The 17,585-nt window shown below is 62.1% G+C and carries 17 protein-coding genes; 14 read left to right on the top strand and 3 right to left on the bottom strand.

Annotated elements, in window-relative coordinates:
- Window positions 1-5: 5 nt before the first annotated feature.
- On the bottom strand, window positions 6-884 hold the full coding sequence (locus tag BLU35_RS14285) for a GntR family transcriptional regulator (protein ID WP_058321610.1): 879 nt from the start codon (window positions 882-884) through the stop codon (window positions 6-8).
- Between the two features lie 204 nt (window positions 885-1,088).
- Here BLU35_RS14285 and BLU35_RS14290 point away from each other — a divergent pair, with 204 nt between their 5' ends.
- The 9 genes from BLU35_RS14290 (at window position 1,089) to BLU35_RS14330 (ending at window position 11,573) form a co-directional block, all read left to right on the top strand.
- Window positions 1,089-2,606 (top strand): UxaA family hydrolase, encoded by a 1,518-nt coding sequence (locus tag BLU35_RS14290; protein WP_502688155.1) that lies wholly within the window; start codon window positions 1,089-1,091, stop codon window positions 2,604-2,606.
- A 40-nt stretch (window positions 2,607-2,646) separates the two neighbouring features.
- Window positions 2,647-3,666 (top strand): aldo/keto reductase, encoded by a 1,020-nt coding sequence (locus BLU35_RS14295; RefSeq protein ID WP_093233488.1) that lies wholly within the window; start codon window positions 2,647-2,649, stop codon window positions 3,664-3,666.
- 167 nt (window positions 3,667-3,833) lie between these two features.
- Entirely contained in the window at window positions 3,834-4,823 is a 990-nt protein-coding gene (locus tag BLU35_RS14300) for an ABC transporter substrate-binding protein (protein ID WP_058327480.1), read from the top strand.
- A 92-nt stretch (window positions 4,824-4,915) separates the two neighbouring features.
- Entirely contained in the window at window positions 4,916-6,469 is a 1,554-nt protein-coding gene (locus tag BLU35_RS14305; RefSeq protein WP_093233515.1) for a sugar ABC transporter ATP-binding protein, read from the top strand.
- 40 nt (window positions 6,470-6,509) lie between these two features.
- Window positions 6,510-7,487, top strand: coding sequence for an ABC transporter permease (locus BLU35_RS14310; RefSeq protein ID WP_093233489.1), 978 nt, complete (start codon window positions 6,510-6,512; stop codon window positions 7,485-7,487).
- A gap of 32 nt (window positions 7,488-7,519) precedes the next feature.
- Complete coding sequence (locus tag BLU35_RS14315) at window positions 7,520-8,542, top strand: zinc-binding alcohol dehydrogenase family protein (RefSeq protein ID WP_093233490.1); 1,023 nt, start codon at window positions 7,520-7,522, stop codon at window positions 8,540-8,542.
- A 333-nt stretch (window positions 8,543-8,875) separates the two neighbouring features.
- Window positions 8,876-10,150, top strand: coding sequence for a polyhydroxyalkanoate depolymerase (gene phaZ / locus BLU35_RS14320; protein ID WP_093233491.1), 1,275 nt, complete (start codon window positions 8,876-8,878; stop codon window positions 10,148-10,150).
- Window positions 10,151-10,296: 146 nt separating this feature from the next.
- Window positions 10,297-10,716, top strand: a complete 420-nt coding sequence (locus tag BLU35_RS14325) for a DUF2852 domain-containing protein (protein WP_057252042.1) — start codon at window positions 10,297-10,299, stop codon at window positions 10,714-10,716.
- A 104-nt stretch (window positions 10,717-10,820) separates the two neighbouring features.
- Window positions 10,821-11,573 carry a M48 family metallopeptidase gene (locus tag BLU35_RS14330; RefSeq protein WP_093233492.1) on the top strand — a complete coding sequence of 251 codons (753 nt, stop codon included), beginning with the start codon at window positions 10,821-10,823 and terminating at the stop codon, window positions 11,571-11,573.
- 28 nt (window positions 11,574-11,601) lie between these two features.
- Here BLU35_RS14330 and BLU35_RS14335 read toward each other — a convergent pair whose 3' ends face one another.
- Complete coding sequence (locus BLU35_RS14335; protein ID WP_065376351.1) at window positions 11,602-11,796, bottom strand: YqaE/Pmp3 family membrane protein; 195 nt, start codon at window positions 11,794-11,796, stop codon at window positions 11,602-11,604.
- Window positions 11,797-11,954: 158 nt separating this feature from the next.
- Here BLU35_RS14335 and BLU35_RS14340 point away from each other — a divergent pair, with 158 nt between their 5' ends.
- From BLU35_RS14340 to BLU35_RS14360, 5 genes are all read left to right on the top strand, one after another.
- Window positions 11,955-12,629 carry a phosphoribosylanthranilate isomerase gene (locus tag BLU35_RS14340; RefSeq protein ID WP_093233493.1) on the top strand — a complete coding sequence of 225 codons (675 nt, stop codon included), beginning with the start codon at window positions 11,955-11,957 and terminating at the stop codon, window positions 12,627-12,629.
- On the top strand, window positions 12,626-13,846 hold the full coding sequence (trpB, locus tag BLU35_RS14345; RefSeq protein ID WP_093233494.1) for a tryptophan synthase subunit beta: 1,221 nt from the start codon (window positions 12,626-12,628) through the stop codon (window positions 13,844-13,846). The genes BLU35_RS14340 and trpB overlap by 4 nt, the downstream gene beginning before the upstream one ends.
- 4 nt (window positions 13,847-13,850) lie before the next feature.
- Window positions 13,851-14,690, top strand: a complete 840-nt coding sequence (gene trpA, locus BLU35_RS14350; protein WP_058327475.1) for a tryptophan synthase subunit alpha — start codon at window positions 13,851-13,853, stop codon at window positions 14,688-14,690.
- A 50-nt stretch (window positions 14,691-14,740) separates the two neighbouring features.
- Window positions 14,741-15,655, top strand: coding sequence for an acetyl-CoA carboxylase, carboxyltransferase subunit beta (gene accD / locus BLU35_RS14355; RefSeq protein WP_093233495.1), 915 nt, complete (start codon window positions 14,741-14,743; stop codon window positions 15,653-15,655).
- A gap of 115 nt (window positions 15,656-15,770) precedes the next feature.
- Window positions 15,771-17,114 carry a bifunctional folylpolyglutamate synthase/dihydrofolate synthase gene (locus BLU35_RS14360; protein ID WP_093233496.1) on the top strand — a complete coding sequence of 448 codons (1,344 nt, stop codon included), beginning with the start codon at window positions 15,771-15,773 and terminating at the stop codon, window positions 17,112-17,114.
- A 96-nt stretch (window positions 17,115-17,210) separates the two neighbouring features.
- On the opposite strand, the gene trxA is transcribed toward BLU35_RS14360, so the two are convergent.
- On the bottom strand, window positions 17,211-17,534 hold the full coding sequence (gene trxA, locus BLU35_RS14365; protein ID WP_057252049.1) for a thioredoxin: 324 nt from the start codon (window positions 17,532-17,534) through the stop codon (window positions 17,211-17,213).
- Window positions 17,535-17,585 lie beyond the last annotated feature (51 nt).

The raw sequence follows: 17,585 nt of genomic DNA on the forward strand, positions 1-17,585 counted from the left end.
GCTGGCTATGGAATGGATTGAAGGAGAGTTTCGCGAGCGGACTGGAGGTGTCGCCGACAGGCCTGTTCCGCCTTGGCCGGGTCGTGCGAACGCAGTGCTTCGATATAGGCGAGGTGTTCTTCCAGCGCGCGAGCGTTGCGCTGGCGGGCATTCGTCTTGTTCCACTGGTAGTGATAGTGGAAGACGATCGCGATGATGTCGTAGAAATCGACGATGAAGCGGTTGCTCGATGCCTTGTGCACCAGCAGGTGAAACTGCTCGTCGAGTTCGGAGAACTCCCGGTAGCGATTGTCGATGTCGGCGAGGATGTCCCGGTGCAGGGTCTCGATTTCCCTGAGCTCCTCCCAGGCCGGGTGATCATCCGGAAGCGAGACGAAACGTGCGGCCGAGCGCAGCTCGAACATCTCGCGCACTTCCGTCAGCTCCAGCGCGAATTCACGCGTGAAGCCTTTCAGGATCCAGTGGCTGTTCGGCCGTTTTTCGATCAGGCCGAAGCGGCTGAAGCGGATCAGGAACTCGCGCACACTGGTCGTTCCGGTGCCGATCTCGCGCGCCAGTTCAAGCTCGTTGATCTGCATGCCGGGCTCGGCGCCGCCGGCGAGAATCCGGCGCATGAAACTGCGCTCGATGATTTCGGCGAGCGAATCGGTCTCTTCCGTTGGGAAGTAGTCGTCGGGGCGGGGCTGCCGCAGCACGTTCTTCTTGCGCTTGTCCCAGGCGATGAGCTGCGCCTCCTCGAAGCGGCTGAGGATCGCGCGCACCGTCGTCCGGCTGACGCCGAGCACCTGCCCAAGTTCCGGCTCGGAGGGCAGCGAGGATGTTTCCGCCAGAAGCTTCAGGCAGCGGTTATAGGCATCCTTGAAGACGGTGTTCTGTTTTGCCATGGCAAGATCCGGCCGGTTCGAAATTGTCTGCGCTTGGACGCTCCTCTATCGCGGCGATCCGGTTTTGTCTCCGTCTGTCGTCAACATCTGTTCCTCCCGTTCACCCGGTCGTTGGCACGGCGTCGTCGCCGATGTTTTCGCTATAATACCCATTGACGACGATCTGTCTATTGTAGATAAAAGACAGAACAGACGATAACAATCATGGAGAAATCGGTGTCTGCGCCGTCCACCATCCTGCTCGCACCGGAGGACAACGTCGTCGTGGCGACATTGGCGATTGCCGCCGGTGATGCCTTGCCGAACGGCGCTCGCGCAGCAGTGAAGGTCGATGCCGGCCACAAGATTGCGATCCGTCCCATTCGCGCCGGCGAACCGGTCGTCAAATACGCCCAGGCGATCGGACGGGCGACCGCCGACATCGCGCCGGGCGACCATGTGCATTCCCACAATCTTGCCTTCGACCGGGATCGTCTGGCGATCGGTCCACAAGGGACGCCGGAGGCGGCAAGCGATGCCGACAAGGCACGCACCTTCAAGGGCTATCGCCGCGCAGATGGCCGGGCTGCGACGCGAAACTATATCGGTGTCGTCGCCAGCGTTAACTGTTCCACCACGGTCTGCCGTGCCATCGCCGAGGAGGCGAACCGCCGCATCCTGCCGAAATACGAAGGCATCGACGGCTTCGTGCCGATCGTGCACGATCAGGGCTGCGGCATGTCGTCGACCGGCGACGGAATGGCCAATCTGCACCGCACGCTTGCCGGTTACGCCCGCCATGCCAATTTCGGCGGCGTGCTGATGGTGGGCCTCGGCTGCGAGGTCAATCAATTGACGCTCTATGGCCAGAGCGGCGCTGGCGCGGAGAAACGTCATTTCAACATTCAGGAAGCGGGCGGCTCGCGCCGCTCCGTGGAAAAGGCACTCGGCATTCTCGAAGAAATCGCGGCCGAAATCGGAAAAGAGCGCCGTATTGCCATTCCGGTCAGCGAGATCATCGTCGGCTTGCAATGTGGCGGGTCGGACGGGCTTTCGGGCATCACCGCCAATCCGGCGCTTGGCGCCGCCGTCGATATCCTTGCTGCAGCCGGCGGCACGGCGATCCTCTCGGAGACCTCTGAGATCTATGGTGCCGAGCACCTGCTACGCAGCCGGGCGGTGAATGAGGCCGTAGCGGTGAAACTCGACGGCCTGATTGCCTGGTGGGAGAACTATGTGGCGATGCATGGCGCATCGCTCGACAACAATCCTTCGCCGGGCAACAAACGCGGTGGACTAACCACCATTCTTGAAAAATCACTCGGTGCTGTCGCCAAGGGTGGCCGGTCGCCGCTGAACGCAGTCTATCGGTATGCCGAACGGGTCACCGAGCACGGGCTCGTCTTCATGGATACGCCCGGCTACGATCCGGTATCTGCCACCGGCCAGGTTGCCGGCGGTGCCAACGTCATTGCCTTTACCACCGGCCGCGGCAGCTGTTTCGGCTGTACGCCGGCGCCGTCGATCAAGCTTACCAGCAACACGGCGCTGTTTCGGGCGATGGAAGAGGACATGGACTTCGATTGCGGGGTGATCGCTTCGGGGGAGGTGAGCATTGCCGGGCTTGGCCGGGAGATCTTCGACCTGATCGTCGAGACCGCCTCTGGCCGCAAGACCAAGAGCGAGCTTTTCGGCTACGGCGACAACGAGTTCGTGCCCTGGCATCTGGGGGCGACGCTCTAGACATGTGGCGACTGGCATCCTTGGAGGAGGAGAACAGGGAATGCAGACGAGACGGATCGGTCGAACCGGACTATCGGTGACCGAGTACAGCTTCGGCGCCGCCGGTCTCGGCGGGCTCTACCGGGAGTGCACCCGCGACGCTGCCATGGCGACGCTGGACGCGGCCTGGCAGTCGGGTATGCGCTACTTTGATGTGGCGCCTTTTTACGGCCTCGGGCTTGGAGAACGCCGGGTCGGCGACTTCCTGCGCGACAAGCCGCGCGACGAATTCGTGCTCTCCACCAAGGTCGGCCGGCTCCTCCATCCGGTGCCGGAAGACAAGGTGCCAGACTATTCCTATGTGAAGCCGCTCAATTTCGATGTCAGATACGACTACAGCTATGACGGCATCATGCGCTCCGTCGAGTTCAGCTACGCCCGGCTCGGACTCGGCCGCATCGACATCCTCTATGTCCACGACATCGGCGGCTACACCCACGGTGCCGCCCGCAATGCCGTCTATATCAGGCAGTTGCTGGAGGGTGGCCTGAAGGCGTTGGAGGAGCTGAAATCCTCTGGAACGATCGCCGCCTATGGTCTCGGTGTGAACGAGGTACCGGTCTGTCTGGAGGTCATGCGGTGGGCCGATATCGACTGCATCCTGCTGGCCGGCCGTTACACGTTGCTCGATCGCTCGGCCGTCGCCGAACTGCTGCCGCTCTGTGAAAAAAAGCAGACCTCGCTTGTCGTCGGCGGGGTCTTCAACTCGGGAATCCTGGCAACGGGTCCGGTCGAGGGCGCGCATTTCGATTACATGCCGGCAACGGAAGATATCCGGCAAAAGGTCGCTGCCATGGAGGCGGTTGCGCGCGGCATGAACGTGCCGCTTGCCGCGCCAGCCATGCAGTTTCCGCTGAGCCATCCCATGGTCGCCTCCGTGCTGCTCGGCACCGCCAAGCCGGAGAGTCTGAGGCGCAACATGGCGCTCACCGAACACCGGTTTTCAGCGGCCGATTTCGCGGCTTTCGAACCGTTCACGCTGGTCGCGCCGGAGCTCGGCGACGAGGCGGTTCGCGTATAGCGGGCGGGAGCCGCGTTTCGATCTGAAATGCTGTTCCGGCAGCTTGCCAAGCCGGAATTGTCGTATTAGCATTCCAATATGTTTTTTATCGATAAAAGGTCGATAGCTAGCACCTGCGATCGATCTCCAAGAAGTGGAACACGGTGCACTGAGAGGAGAAACCTGGGATGAGCATTCTAAAAAGCAGCCTTACCCGTCGTGCCTTCACCGCTTTGGCGAGCGCTGCGATGATCGCCGGCATGACGCCGGTGGCATCCTTCGCGCAGGACGTGACGATCCCGATCATCGTCAAGGACACCACGTCCTTCTACTGGCAGATCGTGCTGGCGGGCGCGCGCGCTGCAGGCAAGGACCTGGGTGTCAACGTGCCGGAACTGGGCGCTCAGGCCGAGTCCGACATCAACGGCCAGATCAGCATTCTTGAGAATGCGGTGGCTGGCGCTCCGGCTGCCGTCGTCATTTCGCCGACGGAGTTCAAGGCGCTTGGCAAGCCGATCGATGAGGCGGCCAAGGCGGTACCGATCATCGGCATCGATTCCGCCGCAGACTCGAAGGCATTCTCGTCGTTTCTGACGACCGACAACGTCCAGGGCGGGCGCATCGCTGCCGACGGGCTCGCCGCAGCTGTGAAAGAAATGACCGGTAAGGAAGAGGGCGAAATTGCCATCATCACCAACCTTCCGGGCGTCGGTTCGCTCGACCAGCGCCGCGAAGGTTTCCTCGATCAGGTCAAGACCAAGTATCCGGGCTTCAAGGTCGTTGCTGATAAATACGCCGACGGTCAGGCGACCACCGGCCTCAACATGATGACCGACCTGATCACCGCCAACCCCAATCTGGTTGGCGTCTTCGCCTCCAACCTGATCATGGCGCAGGGTGTCGGCCAGGCGATCGCCGAAAACAAGCTCGGTGACAAGATCAAGGTGATCGGCTTCGACAGCGACGACAAGACCGTCGGCTTCCTCAAGGAAGGCGTTCTTGCCGGCCTCGTCGTTCAGGATCCCTATCGCATGGGCTATGATGGCATAAAGACGGCGCTCGCCGTCTCCAAGAAGGAGAAGGTCGAGGCGAATGTCGATACCGGTGCCAACCTGGTGACCAAGGCCAACATGGCGGACCCGAAGATCGACGCTCTCTTGAACCCGAAGATCAAGTGACGATGGCGCGGCGGGCCTCCGGCCTGCCGCACCGCGCTTGCGGCCGGAGCGAGGACCGGCCGCAGGCGATCGCTGTCATGGGAGGAATGCGCATGACCGAGTTGCAAGAGGCACGCGACGTCAGGACCGAAGGGCTGCATGTGGCGACGCGCCACCCGGTTCCGAAAGGCGAGCCGATCCTGGAGCTGCGCGCCCTGCAGAAGAAATACGGCGCCGTGGAGGCCTTGAAGCCGGCTTCGCTGACCTTTCTTTCCGGTGAAATTCACGCGATCGTCGGCGAAAACGGTGCCGGCAAGTCGACGCTGATCAAACTCTTGACCGGCGTCATCAAGCGCACGTCAGGCGAAATCGTCTGGTGCGGCAAACCCGTCCAGCTCGGCACGCCACAGGAGGCGATCGAACGCGGCATCAACGCCGTGCACCAGGAGGTCGTGCTCTGCGCCCACCTGACCGTGGCGGCCAACATGTTCCTCGGCGACGAGATCAATCGCAACGGCCTGTTGCGCAAGCGCGCCATGACCGATGCGGCACAGCGCGTGCTCGACGATCTCGGCTTCAATCTGCCGGCCGGCGCGGTGCTCGGCAGTCTCACCATTGGCCAGCAGCAGCTCGTCGCCACGGCGCGCGCCGCCATGCGTGGCACGCAGTTCCTGATCTTCGATGAGCCGACCGCCTATCTCACCCGACAGGAATCGGCGCAGCTCTTCCGGCTGATCCAGAGGCTTCAGGCCGAAGGCGTGACCATCGTCTATATCAGCCACCGAATGGAGGAGGTCTTCGAGATTGCCGACCGCGTCTCGGTGCTGCGCGACGGCACCCATGTCGGCACCCGCAAGATTGGCGAGACGAACGAGGCGGAGCTGATCGCGTTGATGATCAACCGCACCATAGAGCAGATCTATCACAAGGAGCATTTTCCGCCCGGCGAGGTCATCGTCGAAACGCGGAACTTGAGTGGCCCCGGTTTTCAGGATGTATCGCTGACCGTTCGCGCCGGCGAGATCGTCGGCCTTTATGGGCTGATCGGAGCGGGGCGCAGCGAGTTTGCGCTCGGCCTCTATGGTCGGCATCGTCCAAGCGCCGGCGAGGTCTATTGGAAGGGGCGCAAGGTCGAGATCGCCAGCGAGCGTGTCGCCATGAATCTCGGCATCGCGCTCGCGCCGGAAAGCCGCCGCGATCAGGGCCTGTGCCTCAATCTGCCGATCGGCCTCAACATCAATCTTCCGGTGTTCAACCGGCTGACGCGTGGCCTGACGATCAACGGCCAGCAGGAGCGGGAGAATGCCGACCGGCAGATCCGCGACCTGAAGATCAAGACGCCGTCGCGACGAGTCCTGGCGTCGGCCATGTCCGGCGGCAACCAGCAGAAGATCGTTATCGGCAAGTGGCTGAGCCATGGCGCCAAGCTCTTCATCTTCGACGAGCCGACCGTCGGCGTCGATGTGGGCACCAAGGCCGAGATCTACCGCCTGTTCGCGCGGCTTCTGGAGAACGGGGCAGGCATCATCCTGATCTCGTCCTATCTGCCTGAAGTCTACGAGCTTGCGGACAGGTTGCACGTGTTCCGGCGCGGGCGGCTGGTTGCTAGCCACGACTATCGCGCCGCGAGCCACGAGGAAGTGCTGTCGCAGGCGATCGGTGTTTGAACACATAAAAAGAAATCTGAGAGACGCAGGGAGGAAGACGATGAGTGCGGAAACGGTGGAAAGCGGCGCCAGTGCGGCGCCACGCAAGGGCGTGAGCATTCTGTTCGGCCTCACCCTCCTGGGGCTGCTTCTGTTCCTCTGGCTGCTGCTGGGCCTCGCCACCAACAGTTTTTGGACGCCAAACAACATCAGCAACCTGTTGCGCCAGGGGGCGATGACGGCCATCCTCGCGGTTGGCCAAACCTTCGTCATCATCACCGCCGGCATCGATCTTTCGGTGGGGGCCGTGGTCGGCTTCACCAGCGTCATCGTCGCCTGGCTGCTTGCGGCTGGCGTGCCGCTCTGGGCCGCCGTCATCCTCACGCTCGCCTTCGGGGTGCTGATCGGCGCCTTCCATGCCTTCGGCATCGTGCGCATGGGTCTGCCGCCTTTCATCATAACACTTGCGACCCTGACATCGCTGCGCGGGATCGGCCTGCTGATCACCAACGGTTCGACGATCTCGATCACCAATGAAGCCTTCACCAACTTCTCTCGCGCGGATTTCCTCGGTGTGCCGAGCCTGTTCTGGATGGTGATCGTGGTGGCGATCCCGGCCTATGTCTTCCTGCACTTGAGCCGCTTCGGCCGTTATCTCTTCGCGGTCGGCTCCAACAACGAGGCGGCGCGCCTCTCCGGCGTCAACGTGCACCGCACCATCTATCTCGCCTATATCCTGTCATCGACCTGCGCCGCCTTCGTCGGCCTGCTGCTCGCCTCGCGCATCGGCATCGGTAACGCGACGCAAGCCGAGGGATGGGAACTGCAGGCGATCGCCTCGTCGGTCATCGGCGGCACCAGTCTGTTCGGGGCAGTCGGCTCGGTCCATGGGCCGCTGCTCGGCGCTTTCATCCTTGCGACGATCAACAACGGTGCCAATCTCCTGAACGTCAACTCGTTCTGGCAGCGTATCATCACCGGCGCGCTGATCATCGTCATCGTCTATTTCGACCAACTCCGGCGCCGCAGCGCCCGCTAGGCGCTGCCACCGAACATTCCGCGGGAACTGCCATGAAAGCCGTGCTCTGCCTCGAACCCGGCCGCCTGGAGGTCGTCGACCGTCCACCGGCTGAAGACGTGCCTGACGGTTGGGTGCGTCTATCCGTCAGCCATGTCGGCATCTGCGGTACCGACTACCATATCTTCGCCGGCAAACATCCGTTCCTCGAATACCCGAGGGTCATGGGTCACGAGATCTCGGCAACGGTCATTTCCGGTGGCCGCGGCACTGAGGTCGCGCCCGGTACGCTTGTGGTGGTCAACCCCTATCTCTCCTGCGGCAACTGCGTTGCCTGTCGCAAGGGCAAGCCGAACTGCTGCACCGCCATCAAGGTTCTCGGCGTGCATACGGATGGCGCCTTCTGCGAAGAGATCATCGTGCCCGAGGGTAATCTTTATCCGGCGCACGGTCTGTCTGCCGAAGCTGCGGCAACGGTCGAATTCCTGGCAATCGGTGCCCATGCGGTGCGCCGAGCATCCACGGATGCGGGTTCACGGGCGCTGGTCATCGGCGCAGGGCCGATTGGCCTCGGCACCGCGATCTTCTCGCGCATTGCCGGCCATCAGGTGACGCTCGTCGATACCAGCGACGAACGGCTGGATTTTGCTGCCGAGAAGCTCGGCTTTGCCAATGGCATCGTCGCGGGAACCGATATGGGGTCACGCATAGCCGAAGCGACGGGAGGGGATGGGTTCGACGTGGTCTTCGATGCCACCGGGTATAGTGGCTCGATGCAGGCCGCCTTCGCCTATGTCGCCCATGGCGGCACGCTGGTCTTTGTCAGCGTCGTCAAGGACGAGATATGCTTCTCCGATCCGGAGTTTCACAAGCGGGAGATGACCTTGGTCGGCAGCCGCAATGCGACCCGCCAGGACTTTGATCACGTCGTTGCATCGATTGCTTCCGGCCTCGTGCCGGTCGAGGCGTTGATCACCCACCGCACGACGCTGGAGGGCGCGGTTGCCGATCTGCCGCGATGGGCGGAAGAAAAGTCGGGTCTGGTCAAGGCAATCGTCAAGGTGGCAGCAGCATGAGCGATGGCGGCTTTGCTGCATTGCCGCAGAGGTCGCGCCTGACGGTCGCTCTTCGGAGTCGCCATTTTCTCCCCGAAAATGCCCGACATCGGCACTCAACGCACGAAAATTGCGGAAAACCGCCAGTTTCGGACAAGCTCGTTTGCAAATCGTCAGGAATCCAGATTCATTCTGGCCTGAGGCCTTGTATCGAGGCGAGACGGGTATATTTGTTGCACTGCACAAGAAAAGTGGTAGTCTGGCAGAGATTGCGGACACCAAGACAAACAATCGCAAGCTTGCGTCCGACCGGGAGCGGCGTTGTCGTCGATTGAACCAAGGGGTACGCTTCCCATGTTCTACCAGCTCTATGAATTGAACCATGCAATGATGGCGCCGTGGCGTACGGCCGCCGATGCCATGCGGCTTGCCTTCAGCAATCCGATGAACCCCATCTCGCACACCTATTTCGGCCGTGCCGCTGCCGCCGGGCTCGAAGTGTTCGAGCGCTCCACCCGCCGCTATGGCAAACCGGAGTTCGGACTTCCCGCGACAGAGGTCGACGGCATGTCCGTCTCCGTCTACGAGCGCATCGTCTGGCGCTCACCCTTCTGCAACCTCATCCATTTCGAGCGCGCCTTGCCCAAGGGGCGTGCCGCCGATCCGAAGGTTCTGGTCGTGGCGCCGATGTCCGGCCACTACGCGACGCTGCTGCGCGGCACCGTGGAAGCCCTGCTGCCGCATTCCGACATCTACATCACGGACTGGATCGACGCCCGCATGGTGCCGCTCAGCGAAGGCACTTTCGATCTCGACGATTACATCGACTACGTCATCCAGATGCTGCACTTCCTGGGCCCGAACACCCATGTGATCGGCGTCTGTCAGCCGGCAGTGCCTGTGCTCGCCGCCGTCGCCCTGATGGAAGCGGCGGACGATCCGCTGTCGCCGGCGACGATGACGCTGATGGGCGGACCGATCGACACCCGCATCAATCCGACGGGCGTCAATCAGCTTGCCGAACAGCGGCCGATCGAATGGTTCCGCGACAACGTCATCATGCCGGTGCCGTGGCCGCAGCCGGGCTTCATGCGCATGGTCTATCCGGGCTTCCTGCAGCTCTCTGGCTTCATGTCGATGAACCTCGACCGGCACCTGATCGCCCACAAAGAGTTCTTCGCGCATCTGGTGAAGAACGATGGTGACGCCGCCGAGAAGCACCGGGACTTCTATGACGAGTATCTGGCCGTCATGGACCTGACGGCCGAATTCTACCTGCAGACCGTGCAGGTGGTCTTCATGCAGCACGCGCTGCCGAAGGGCGAGATGATGCATCGCGGCAAGCGCGTCGATACGACGGCGATCAAGAAGGTCGCGCTGCTGACCGTCGAAGGCGAGAACGACGACATTTCCGGCGCTGGCCAGACGAAGGCGGCGCAGACGATCTGCACCAACATCCCTGATCACATGCGCATGCACTACATGCAGCCGGATGTCGGCCACTACGGCGTCTTCAACGGATCGCGCTTCCGCCGCGAAATCGCGCCGCGCATCGTCGCTTTCCACCGCGAGCACTCGCGGCACGTGAAGCCGGTGAAGCAGCTCATCAAGGGCGGCAAGTTGGCCTAACCTCGCGATCGGGGCCGTTTTGACCGCGTAGAGTCAAGGGTTTGTTCGAATCCGGGGGAGGGCGTCTTGCACAGCCAAGGGCGCCTTCCCACATCGTTTTCATCGGGCCGCATGGGTGGCCCGGATGATTGCGAGGAATCCTGAAGATGAACCAATCTGCAATGATCCGTCCGGATTGGACGCCCGCGACCATCGCCCTGATGGTGCTCGGCTTCGTGGTCTTCTGGCCACTGGGTCTGGCCATGCTCGCCTATATCCTGTTCGGCGAAAAGCTGAAGACTTTCAAGAAAGACGCCAACGACACGGTGGATGGCATGTGCTCTGCATTCAAGCGCAATGGACGCCGTTCCAACTGGACGCATCGCACCGGCAACGTCGCCTTCGACGACTGGCGTGAAGCCGAGCTTGCCCGCCTCGACGAGGAACGCCGCAAGCTCGACGCGATGCGCGAAGAGTTCGACACCTATGTGCGCGAGCTTCGCCGCGCCAAGGACCAGGAAGAGTTCGACCGCTTCATGCGCGACCGCAAGAACGGCGGCTCCGGCCCGGTGGTCGAAGCCCACTAATCCAAAGACAACGCTTCCGGCGTTTCACATGAAACGCCGGATTATCCATTGCGCGCCTTTCGACGCTGTAGGCGAAGCCCCAGCGAATCGGTTAGAAAGCCTGCATGTTCCCTTCATTTAAGCGGCGCATTCAACCTGCTCCACCCGCCATGACGCGGCAGATCGACGTTGCCGGCAAGTCCCTGCCGCTGACGATCAAGCAGAACGCGCGCGCGACCCGCATGACACTGCGCATCGAGCCCGGCGGCCGGGCGCTGAAGATGACGATACCCCAAGGCTTGCCGGAGCGTGAGGTCAACGCCTTTCTCAACCGCCATCAGGGCTGGCTGATGACGAAGCTCGCGCGTTTCTCCGGCGAAAGCCAGATCGAGGAGGGCGGCTCCATCTTGATCCGAGGCATCTCCCACCGGATCGAGCGTACCGGCAATATCCGCGGTCTGACGGAAGCGGTCTTGATCGATGACGAACCGGTGCTGCGCGTCAACGGCGGCGAGGAGCACCTGAACCGGCGTATCGTCGATTTCCTCAAGAAGGAAGCCCGTCAGGATCTCGATCGGCTGGTGGCGATCTATACCGGTCGCATCGGTCGGCGCGCAAAGTCGCTGTCGTTGAAAGATACCCGCAGCCGCTGGGGATCCTGCTCGGCCGATGGGGCGCTGAGCTTCTCCTGGCGCATCGTCATGGCGCCGCCGAAGGTCATCGCCTATCTCGCAGCGCACGAGGTCGCACATTTGCAAGAGATGAACCACGGCCCCGATTTTTGGGCGCTGTGCGGGAGGCTGTGCCCGGATACGGAGGATGCCAAGCGCTGGCTCCGCCGCAACGGCACGATGCTTCACGCGATCGACTTCGACTGAACCAGACGGAGACGACCTTACCTGCGTGTTATGCGCGGTAACGCAGAGCGTCGCGGATCTTCTCGTCGGTCTTGTATTGGCTGAGCGCATAGACCGACCAGATCGCTGCCGGAACCCAACCAATCAGGGTGAGCTGCAGGATCAGGCAGATGAGGCCGGCAAAGGGACGGCCGATCGTGAAAAACTGCAGCCAGGGCAGGATTAGCGCGAGCAACAGGCGCATCAGTCTCTCCATTGTGGTAAAATGCATATGGTGAAACCTCGCCTGTCGCGCAAGGGGCGCAACGGCCGTCGGGCCCATCGTTGTAGGGGGCGCTGGCGGGGCCTTGCGCGTCGGTTTTTGGCTCGACTCGCGCGACATTTCATGCAAGGTCGCTTCTCATGAAAACCGAAGTGAAGATATGCGGGCTGAAGACCGCGGAAGCGGTTGAGCGTGCTGTCGCGCTCGGTGCATCCCATACCGGCTTCATCTTTTTTCCAAAGAGCCCCAGGAACATCGAGCCTGACGATGCCGGCCATCTGGCAGACCGCATTCGCGGCCAGGCAAAGATCGTCGCGGTCACGGTCAATGCCGACAATGACGAGCTTGATGAGATCGTTTCGGCGCTCAACCCGGATATCCTGCAGCTTCACGGCAGCGAAGATCCGGAACGGTTGCTGACGGTCAAGGCGATGTACGGGCTTCCTGTCATGAAGGCCCTTTCGGTGCGCGATGCATCGGACCTCGAAAGGATCGACCCCTATATCGGCATTGCCGATCGCTTCCTCTTTGATGCCAAGCCGCCTCAAGGTTCCGATTTGCCCGGCGGTAACGGCGTTTCCTTTGACTGGAAGCTGCTCGACGCGCTTGACGGAAGCGTCGATTACATGCTTTCCGGTGGTCTCAACGCCAGTAACATTGGCGAGGCCATGGTGCAGACCCGCGCCCGCGCCATCGATATCTCCTCCGGCGTCGAGAGCGCGCCGGGCGTCAAGGATCTGAAGCTCATGGAATCGTTTTTCAATGCCGTTCGCCAGGCGGAGGCGGGCATGCCACGGTCAGGGAGCAGGACGTGAACCAGGCGCCAAAGTTGAATTCTTTCCGGGGCGGTCCCGACGAGGACGGCCGTTTCGGCATTTTTGGCGGCCGCTTCGTGGCCGAGACATTGATGCCCTTGATCCTCGACCTGCAGGCCGAGTGGAACAAGGCAAAGGACGATCCGGCCTTCAAGGCGGAACTGGCGCATCTCGGCGCTCACTATATCGGCCGGCCGAGCCCGCTTTATTTCGCCGAGCGGCTGACGGCTGAGCTCGGCGGCGCCAAGATCTATTTCAAGCGCGAAGAGCTGAACCACACCGGCTCGCACAAGATCAACAACTGCATCGGCCAGATCCTGCTGGCTAAGCGCATGGGCAAGACGCGCATCATCGCCGAAACCGGTGCCGGCCAGCATGGCGTTGCTTCGGCGACAGTCGCGGCCCGCTTCGGCCTGCCTTGCGTCGTCTACATGGGCGCGACCGACGTCGAGCGCCAGGCGCCGAACGTTTTCCGCATGAAGCTGCTCGGTGCCGAGGTCAAGCCGGTAACCGCCGGCAGCGGCACGCTCAAGGACGCGATGAACGAGGCCCTGCGTGACTGGGTCACCAATGTCGACAACACTTACTATCTGATCGGTACGGCCGCCGGCCCGCATCCCTATCCGGAAATGGTCCGCGATTTCCAGGCGGTCATCGGCCAGGAAGCCAAGGAACAGATGCTCGCCGCCGAAGGTCGGCTGCCGAATCTCGTCATTGCTGCCGTTGGCGGTGGCTCCAACGCGATCGGCATCTTCCATCCGTTCCTCGATGATGAAAGCGTCAAGATCGTCGGCGTCGAAGCCGGCGGCAAGGGCACCGAGGGCGACGAGCATTGCGCGTCGATCACCGCCGGTTCGCCCGGCGTGCTGCATGGCAACCGCACCTATCTGCTGCAGGACGGCGACGGCCAGATCAAGGAAGGCCACTCGATTTCTGCCGGCCTCGACTATCCCGGCATCGGCCCGGAACATGCCTGGCTGAACGATGTCGGCCGCGTCGAATACGTGCCGATCATGGACCACGAAGCGCTCGAGGCGTTCCAGACGCTGACCCGCCTCGAAGGTATTATCCCGGCGCTCGAGCCGTCGCATGCGCTTGCCGAGGTCATCAAGCGCGCACCGAAGATGGGCAAGGACGAGATTATCCTGATGAACCTCTCCGGTCGCGGCGACAAGGACATCTTCACCGTCGGCAAGTTACTGGGAATGGGGCTGTAAGATCATGACCGCACGCATGGACAAGAGATTTGCCGATGTGGCGGCCGAGGGACGGCCGGTCCTCGTCACCTATTTCATGGCCGGTGATCCGGATTTCGAGACGTCGCTCTCGATCATGAAGGCGTTGCCGAAGGCCGGCGCCGACGTCATCGAACTCGGCATGCCCTTCTCTGACCCGATGGCCGATGGCCCGGCCATCCAGCTTGCCGGTCAACGCGCGCTGAAGGGCGGCCAGACGCTTGCCAAGACGCTCGAGATCGCGCGCCGCTTCCGCGAGGACGACCAGCGCACGCCGATCGTGCTGATGGGCTACTACAATCCGATCTACATCTACGGCGTCGACCGCTTCCTGACGGATGCGCTCGCCGCCGGCATCGACGGCCTGATCGTCGTCGACCTGCCGCCGGAGATGGATGATGAGCTCTGCATCCCGGCGCTTGCGAAGGGCATCAACTTCATTCGCCTGGCGACGCCGACCACGGACGACCGTCGCCTGCCGAAGGTGCTCGAAAACACCTCCGGTTTCGTCTATTACGTATCGATGAACGGCATCACCGGTTCGGCTCTGCCCGATCCGTCGTTGATTGCCGGCGCTGTCGGCCGTATCAAGGCGCACACCAACCTGCCGGTTTGCGTCGGTTTCGGCGTCAAGACGGCGGAGCATGCAAGGGCCATCGGAGCATCCGCCGATGGCGTGGTCGTCGGTACGGCGATCGTCAACCAGATCGCATCGAGCCTGACCGAAGAGGGCAAGGCGACGGACGCGACGGTTCCGGGTGTTGAAGCGCTGGTCAGAGGGCTCTCGGCAGGCGTGCGGTCCGCACGCCTCGCAGCAGCCGAATAATTGCCTATATTAGCGCGCACAACCCGAAGGAAATCTTCAGGAGTTACTAAGTGAACTGGATCACAAACTACGTTCGGCCGAAGATCAACTCGATGCTGGGCCGCCGGGAAGTTCCGGAAAATCTCTGGATCAAGTGCCCGGAAACCGGCGAGATGGTGTTCCACCGCGATCTCGAAGAAAACAAGTGGGTCATCCCGCAGTCCGGCTTCCACATGAAGATGCCGGCCAAGGCTCGGCTGAAGGACCTGTTCGACGGCGGCATCTATGAAGCGTTTCCGCAGCCGAAGGTTGCTCAGGACCCGCTGAAGTTCCGCGATTCCAAGAAGTACTCCGACCGTCTGCGCGACAGCCGCGTGAAGACCGAGCTCGAAGACACGATCGTCGCCGGTCTCGGCCGCGTTCAGGGCGTCAAGCTTGTCGCCGTCGTGCACGAGTTCAACTTCATTGGCGGTTCGCTCGGCATGGCTGCCGGCGAGGCGATTATCAAGGCCTTCGAAAGAGCGATCGCCGAGAAGTGCCCGCTGGTCATTTTCCCGGCATCGGGCGGCGCCCGCATGCAGGAAGGCATCCTGTCGCTGATGCAGCTGCCGCGCACCACGGTTGCCGTCAACATGCTGAAGGAAGCCGGTCTTCCCTATATCGTCGTGCTCACCAACCCGACGACCGGTGGCGTCACCGCATCCTATGCGATGCTTGGCGATATCCATATGGCCGAGCCTGGCGCCGAAATCGGCTTTGCCGGCAAGCGCGTGATCGAGCAGACGCTGCGCGAAAAGCTGCCGGAAGGCTTCCAGACGTCTGAATACCTGCTGGAGCACGGCATGGTCGACATGGTCGTCAAACGCCATGATCTGCCGTCGACGCTTGCCCGGGTCCTGAAGATCCTGATGAAGAAGCCGGCGGAAGCCTCGAAGCTCAACGGCGGCACGCAGCCGGCTGCCTTGCCGGTCGCGGCAAACGCTTAAAGGCAATTGCGGGAAAGGCGTGAACCGATTTTCCCGCAGTTGCGCAGAACGAGAATGAACATCTCTGCCAGACCGGAGATGTTTGGCAGTCAAGCTTGTCGGGTCGGGGTGAGAGATGACAGCGGTGGAAGCCAGCGAAGCGGGCTATGAGATCGAAAAACTCCTTGCCCTCCACCCCAAGGGGTTTGATCTGTCGCTGGACAGGATCACCCGGCTGCTCGCCGCGCTCGGCAATCCGCAGGACCGCCTGCCACCGGTGATCCATGTCGCCGGCACCAATGGCAAGGGTTCGGCAACCGCGTTTTCGCGGGCGATCCTGGAAGCGGCCGGTCTCAGCGTTCACGTCCACACGTCGCCGCATCTCGTCAATTGGCACGAGCGTTACCGCCTCGGCGTCAAGGGCGGCAAGGGACGGCTCGTCAGCGACCCCGTTCTGGCCGATGCGGTGCGTCGCGTCGCCGAAGCCAATGGCGGCGAGAAGATCACCGTCTTCGAAATCCTGACCGCCGTCACCTTCCTTCTCTTTGCCGAGCATCCGGCGGATGTCGCGATCATCGAGGTTGGCCTCGGCGGCCGCTTCGACGCCACCAATGTCATTGCCCGACCGGCCGTATCCGTCATCATGCCGATCTCGCTCGATCACCAGGCCTATCTCGGCGACCGGGTGGAACTGATCGCTGCGGAAAAAGCCGGTATCATGAAGTGCGGCTGCTCCGTCGTGATCGGTCAGCAGGAAGAAGAGGCTGCGCGCGATGTGCTGATCTCGACGGCCGAGCGGCTCGGCTGCCCGATGTTCGTCTACGGCCAGGACTTCATGGCGCATGAGGAATTCGGCCGCCTTGTCTATCAGGACGAAAGCGGTCTCGCCGATCTGCCGCTGCCGAAGCTGCCGGGACGCCACCAATACGCCAATGCCGCCGCGGCCGTTCGCGCTGTGCGGGCTGCGGGCTTCGACGTTTCGGAGGCGGCGATCGAGAAGGGGCTTGCCGGCGTCGAGTGGCCCGGGCGCCTGCAGCGCCTGACCAGCGGCAAACTTACGCGTTACGGTCCGGCCGATGCGGAAATCTGGGTCGACGGCGGCCATAATCCGGGTGCCGGCCAGGTGATCGCCGAAGCGATGGCGACCTTCGAAGAACGCGAATCGCGCCCCTTGTTCCTGATCATCGGCATGATCAACACCAAGGATCCGGTCGGCTATTTCCGGGCGTTTATGGATCTTGCCGAACAGGTCTTCACCGTTCCGATCCGTGGTTCCGATGCAGGTCTTGATCCGGTGGCGCTTGCAAGCGACGCGGCTGCTGTCGGATTTGAGGCTGCGGCTGTCTCTTCCGTCGCCGAAGCGCTGACGATCGTTGCCAATCTGGTCGATGAGGATCCGGCGCCGCCGCGCATCCTGATCGGCGGCTCGCTCTATCTGGTGGGCGACGTTCTCGCCGACAACGGTACGCCGCCGAAGTGATCCGGAGGTGGCTCCGCCATCCCGATAGCAGCCAAGTTCAAGACAAGAAAAAAGCCCGGCATGCCGGGCTTTCTGCTGCGGTAGTCAGCGAAGGTCTCAGGCGACCGCCGTGGAGATCCACGAGGAAAGGGCCGTCTTCGGCGCAGCACCAACCTTGATGTCGGCCACTTCGCCGGCCTTGAACATGGCGAGCGTCGGGATCGAGCGAACGCCGTACTGGGCAGCCAGTTCCGGGTTTTCGTCGATGTTGAGCTTGACGACCTTGACCTTGCCGGCGAGCTCGTTCGAGATTTCCTCGAGGCTCGGCGCGATCATTTTGCAGGGGCCGCACCATTCAGCCCAGAAATCGACAACCACGGGCTCGGCGGAGTTCAGCACTTCCTGCTGAAAATTGGACGTATCGACCTTTACGGTAGCCATAGGCTGCTCCTTGCGTTCGGGATGGCAGTATCCAGATGTTGTGTCTCATGT

Origin of the sequence: Sinorhizobium sp. NFACC03 (assembly GCF_900103435.1) — a bacterium.
GTDB lineage: Bacteria > Pseudomonadota > Alphaproteobacteria > Rhizobiales > Rhizobiaceae > Ensifer.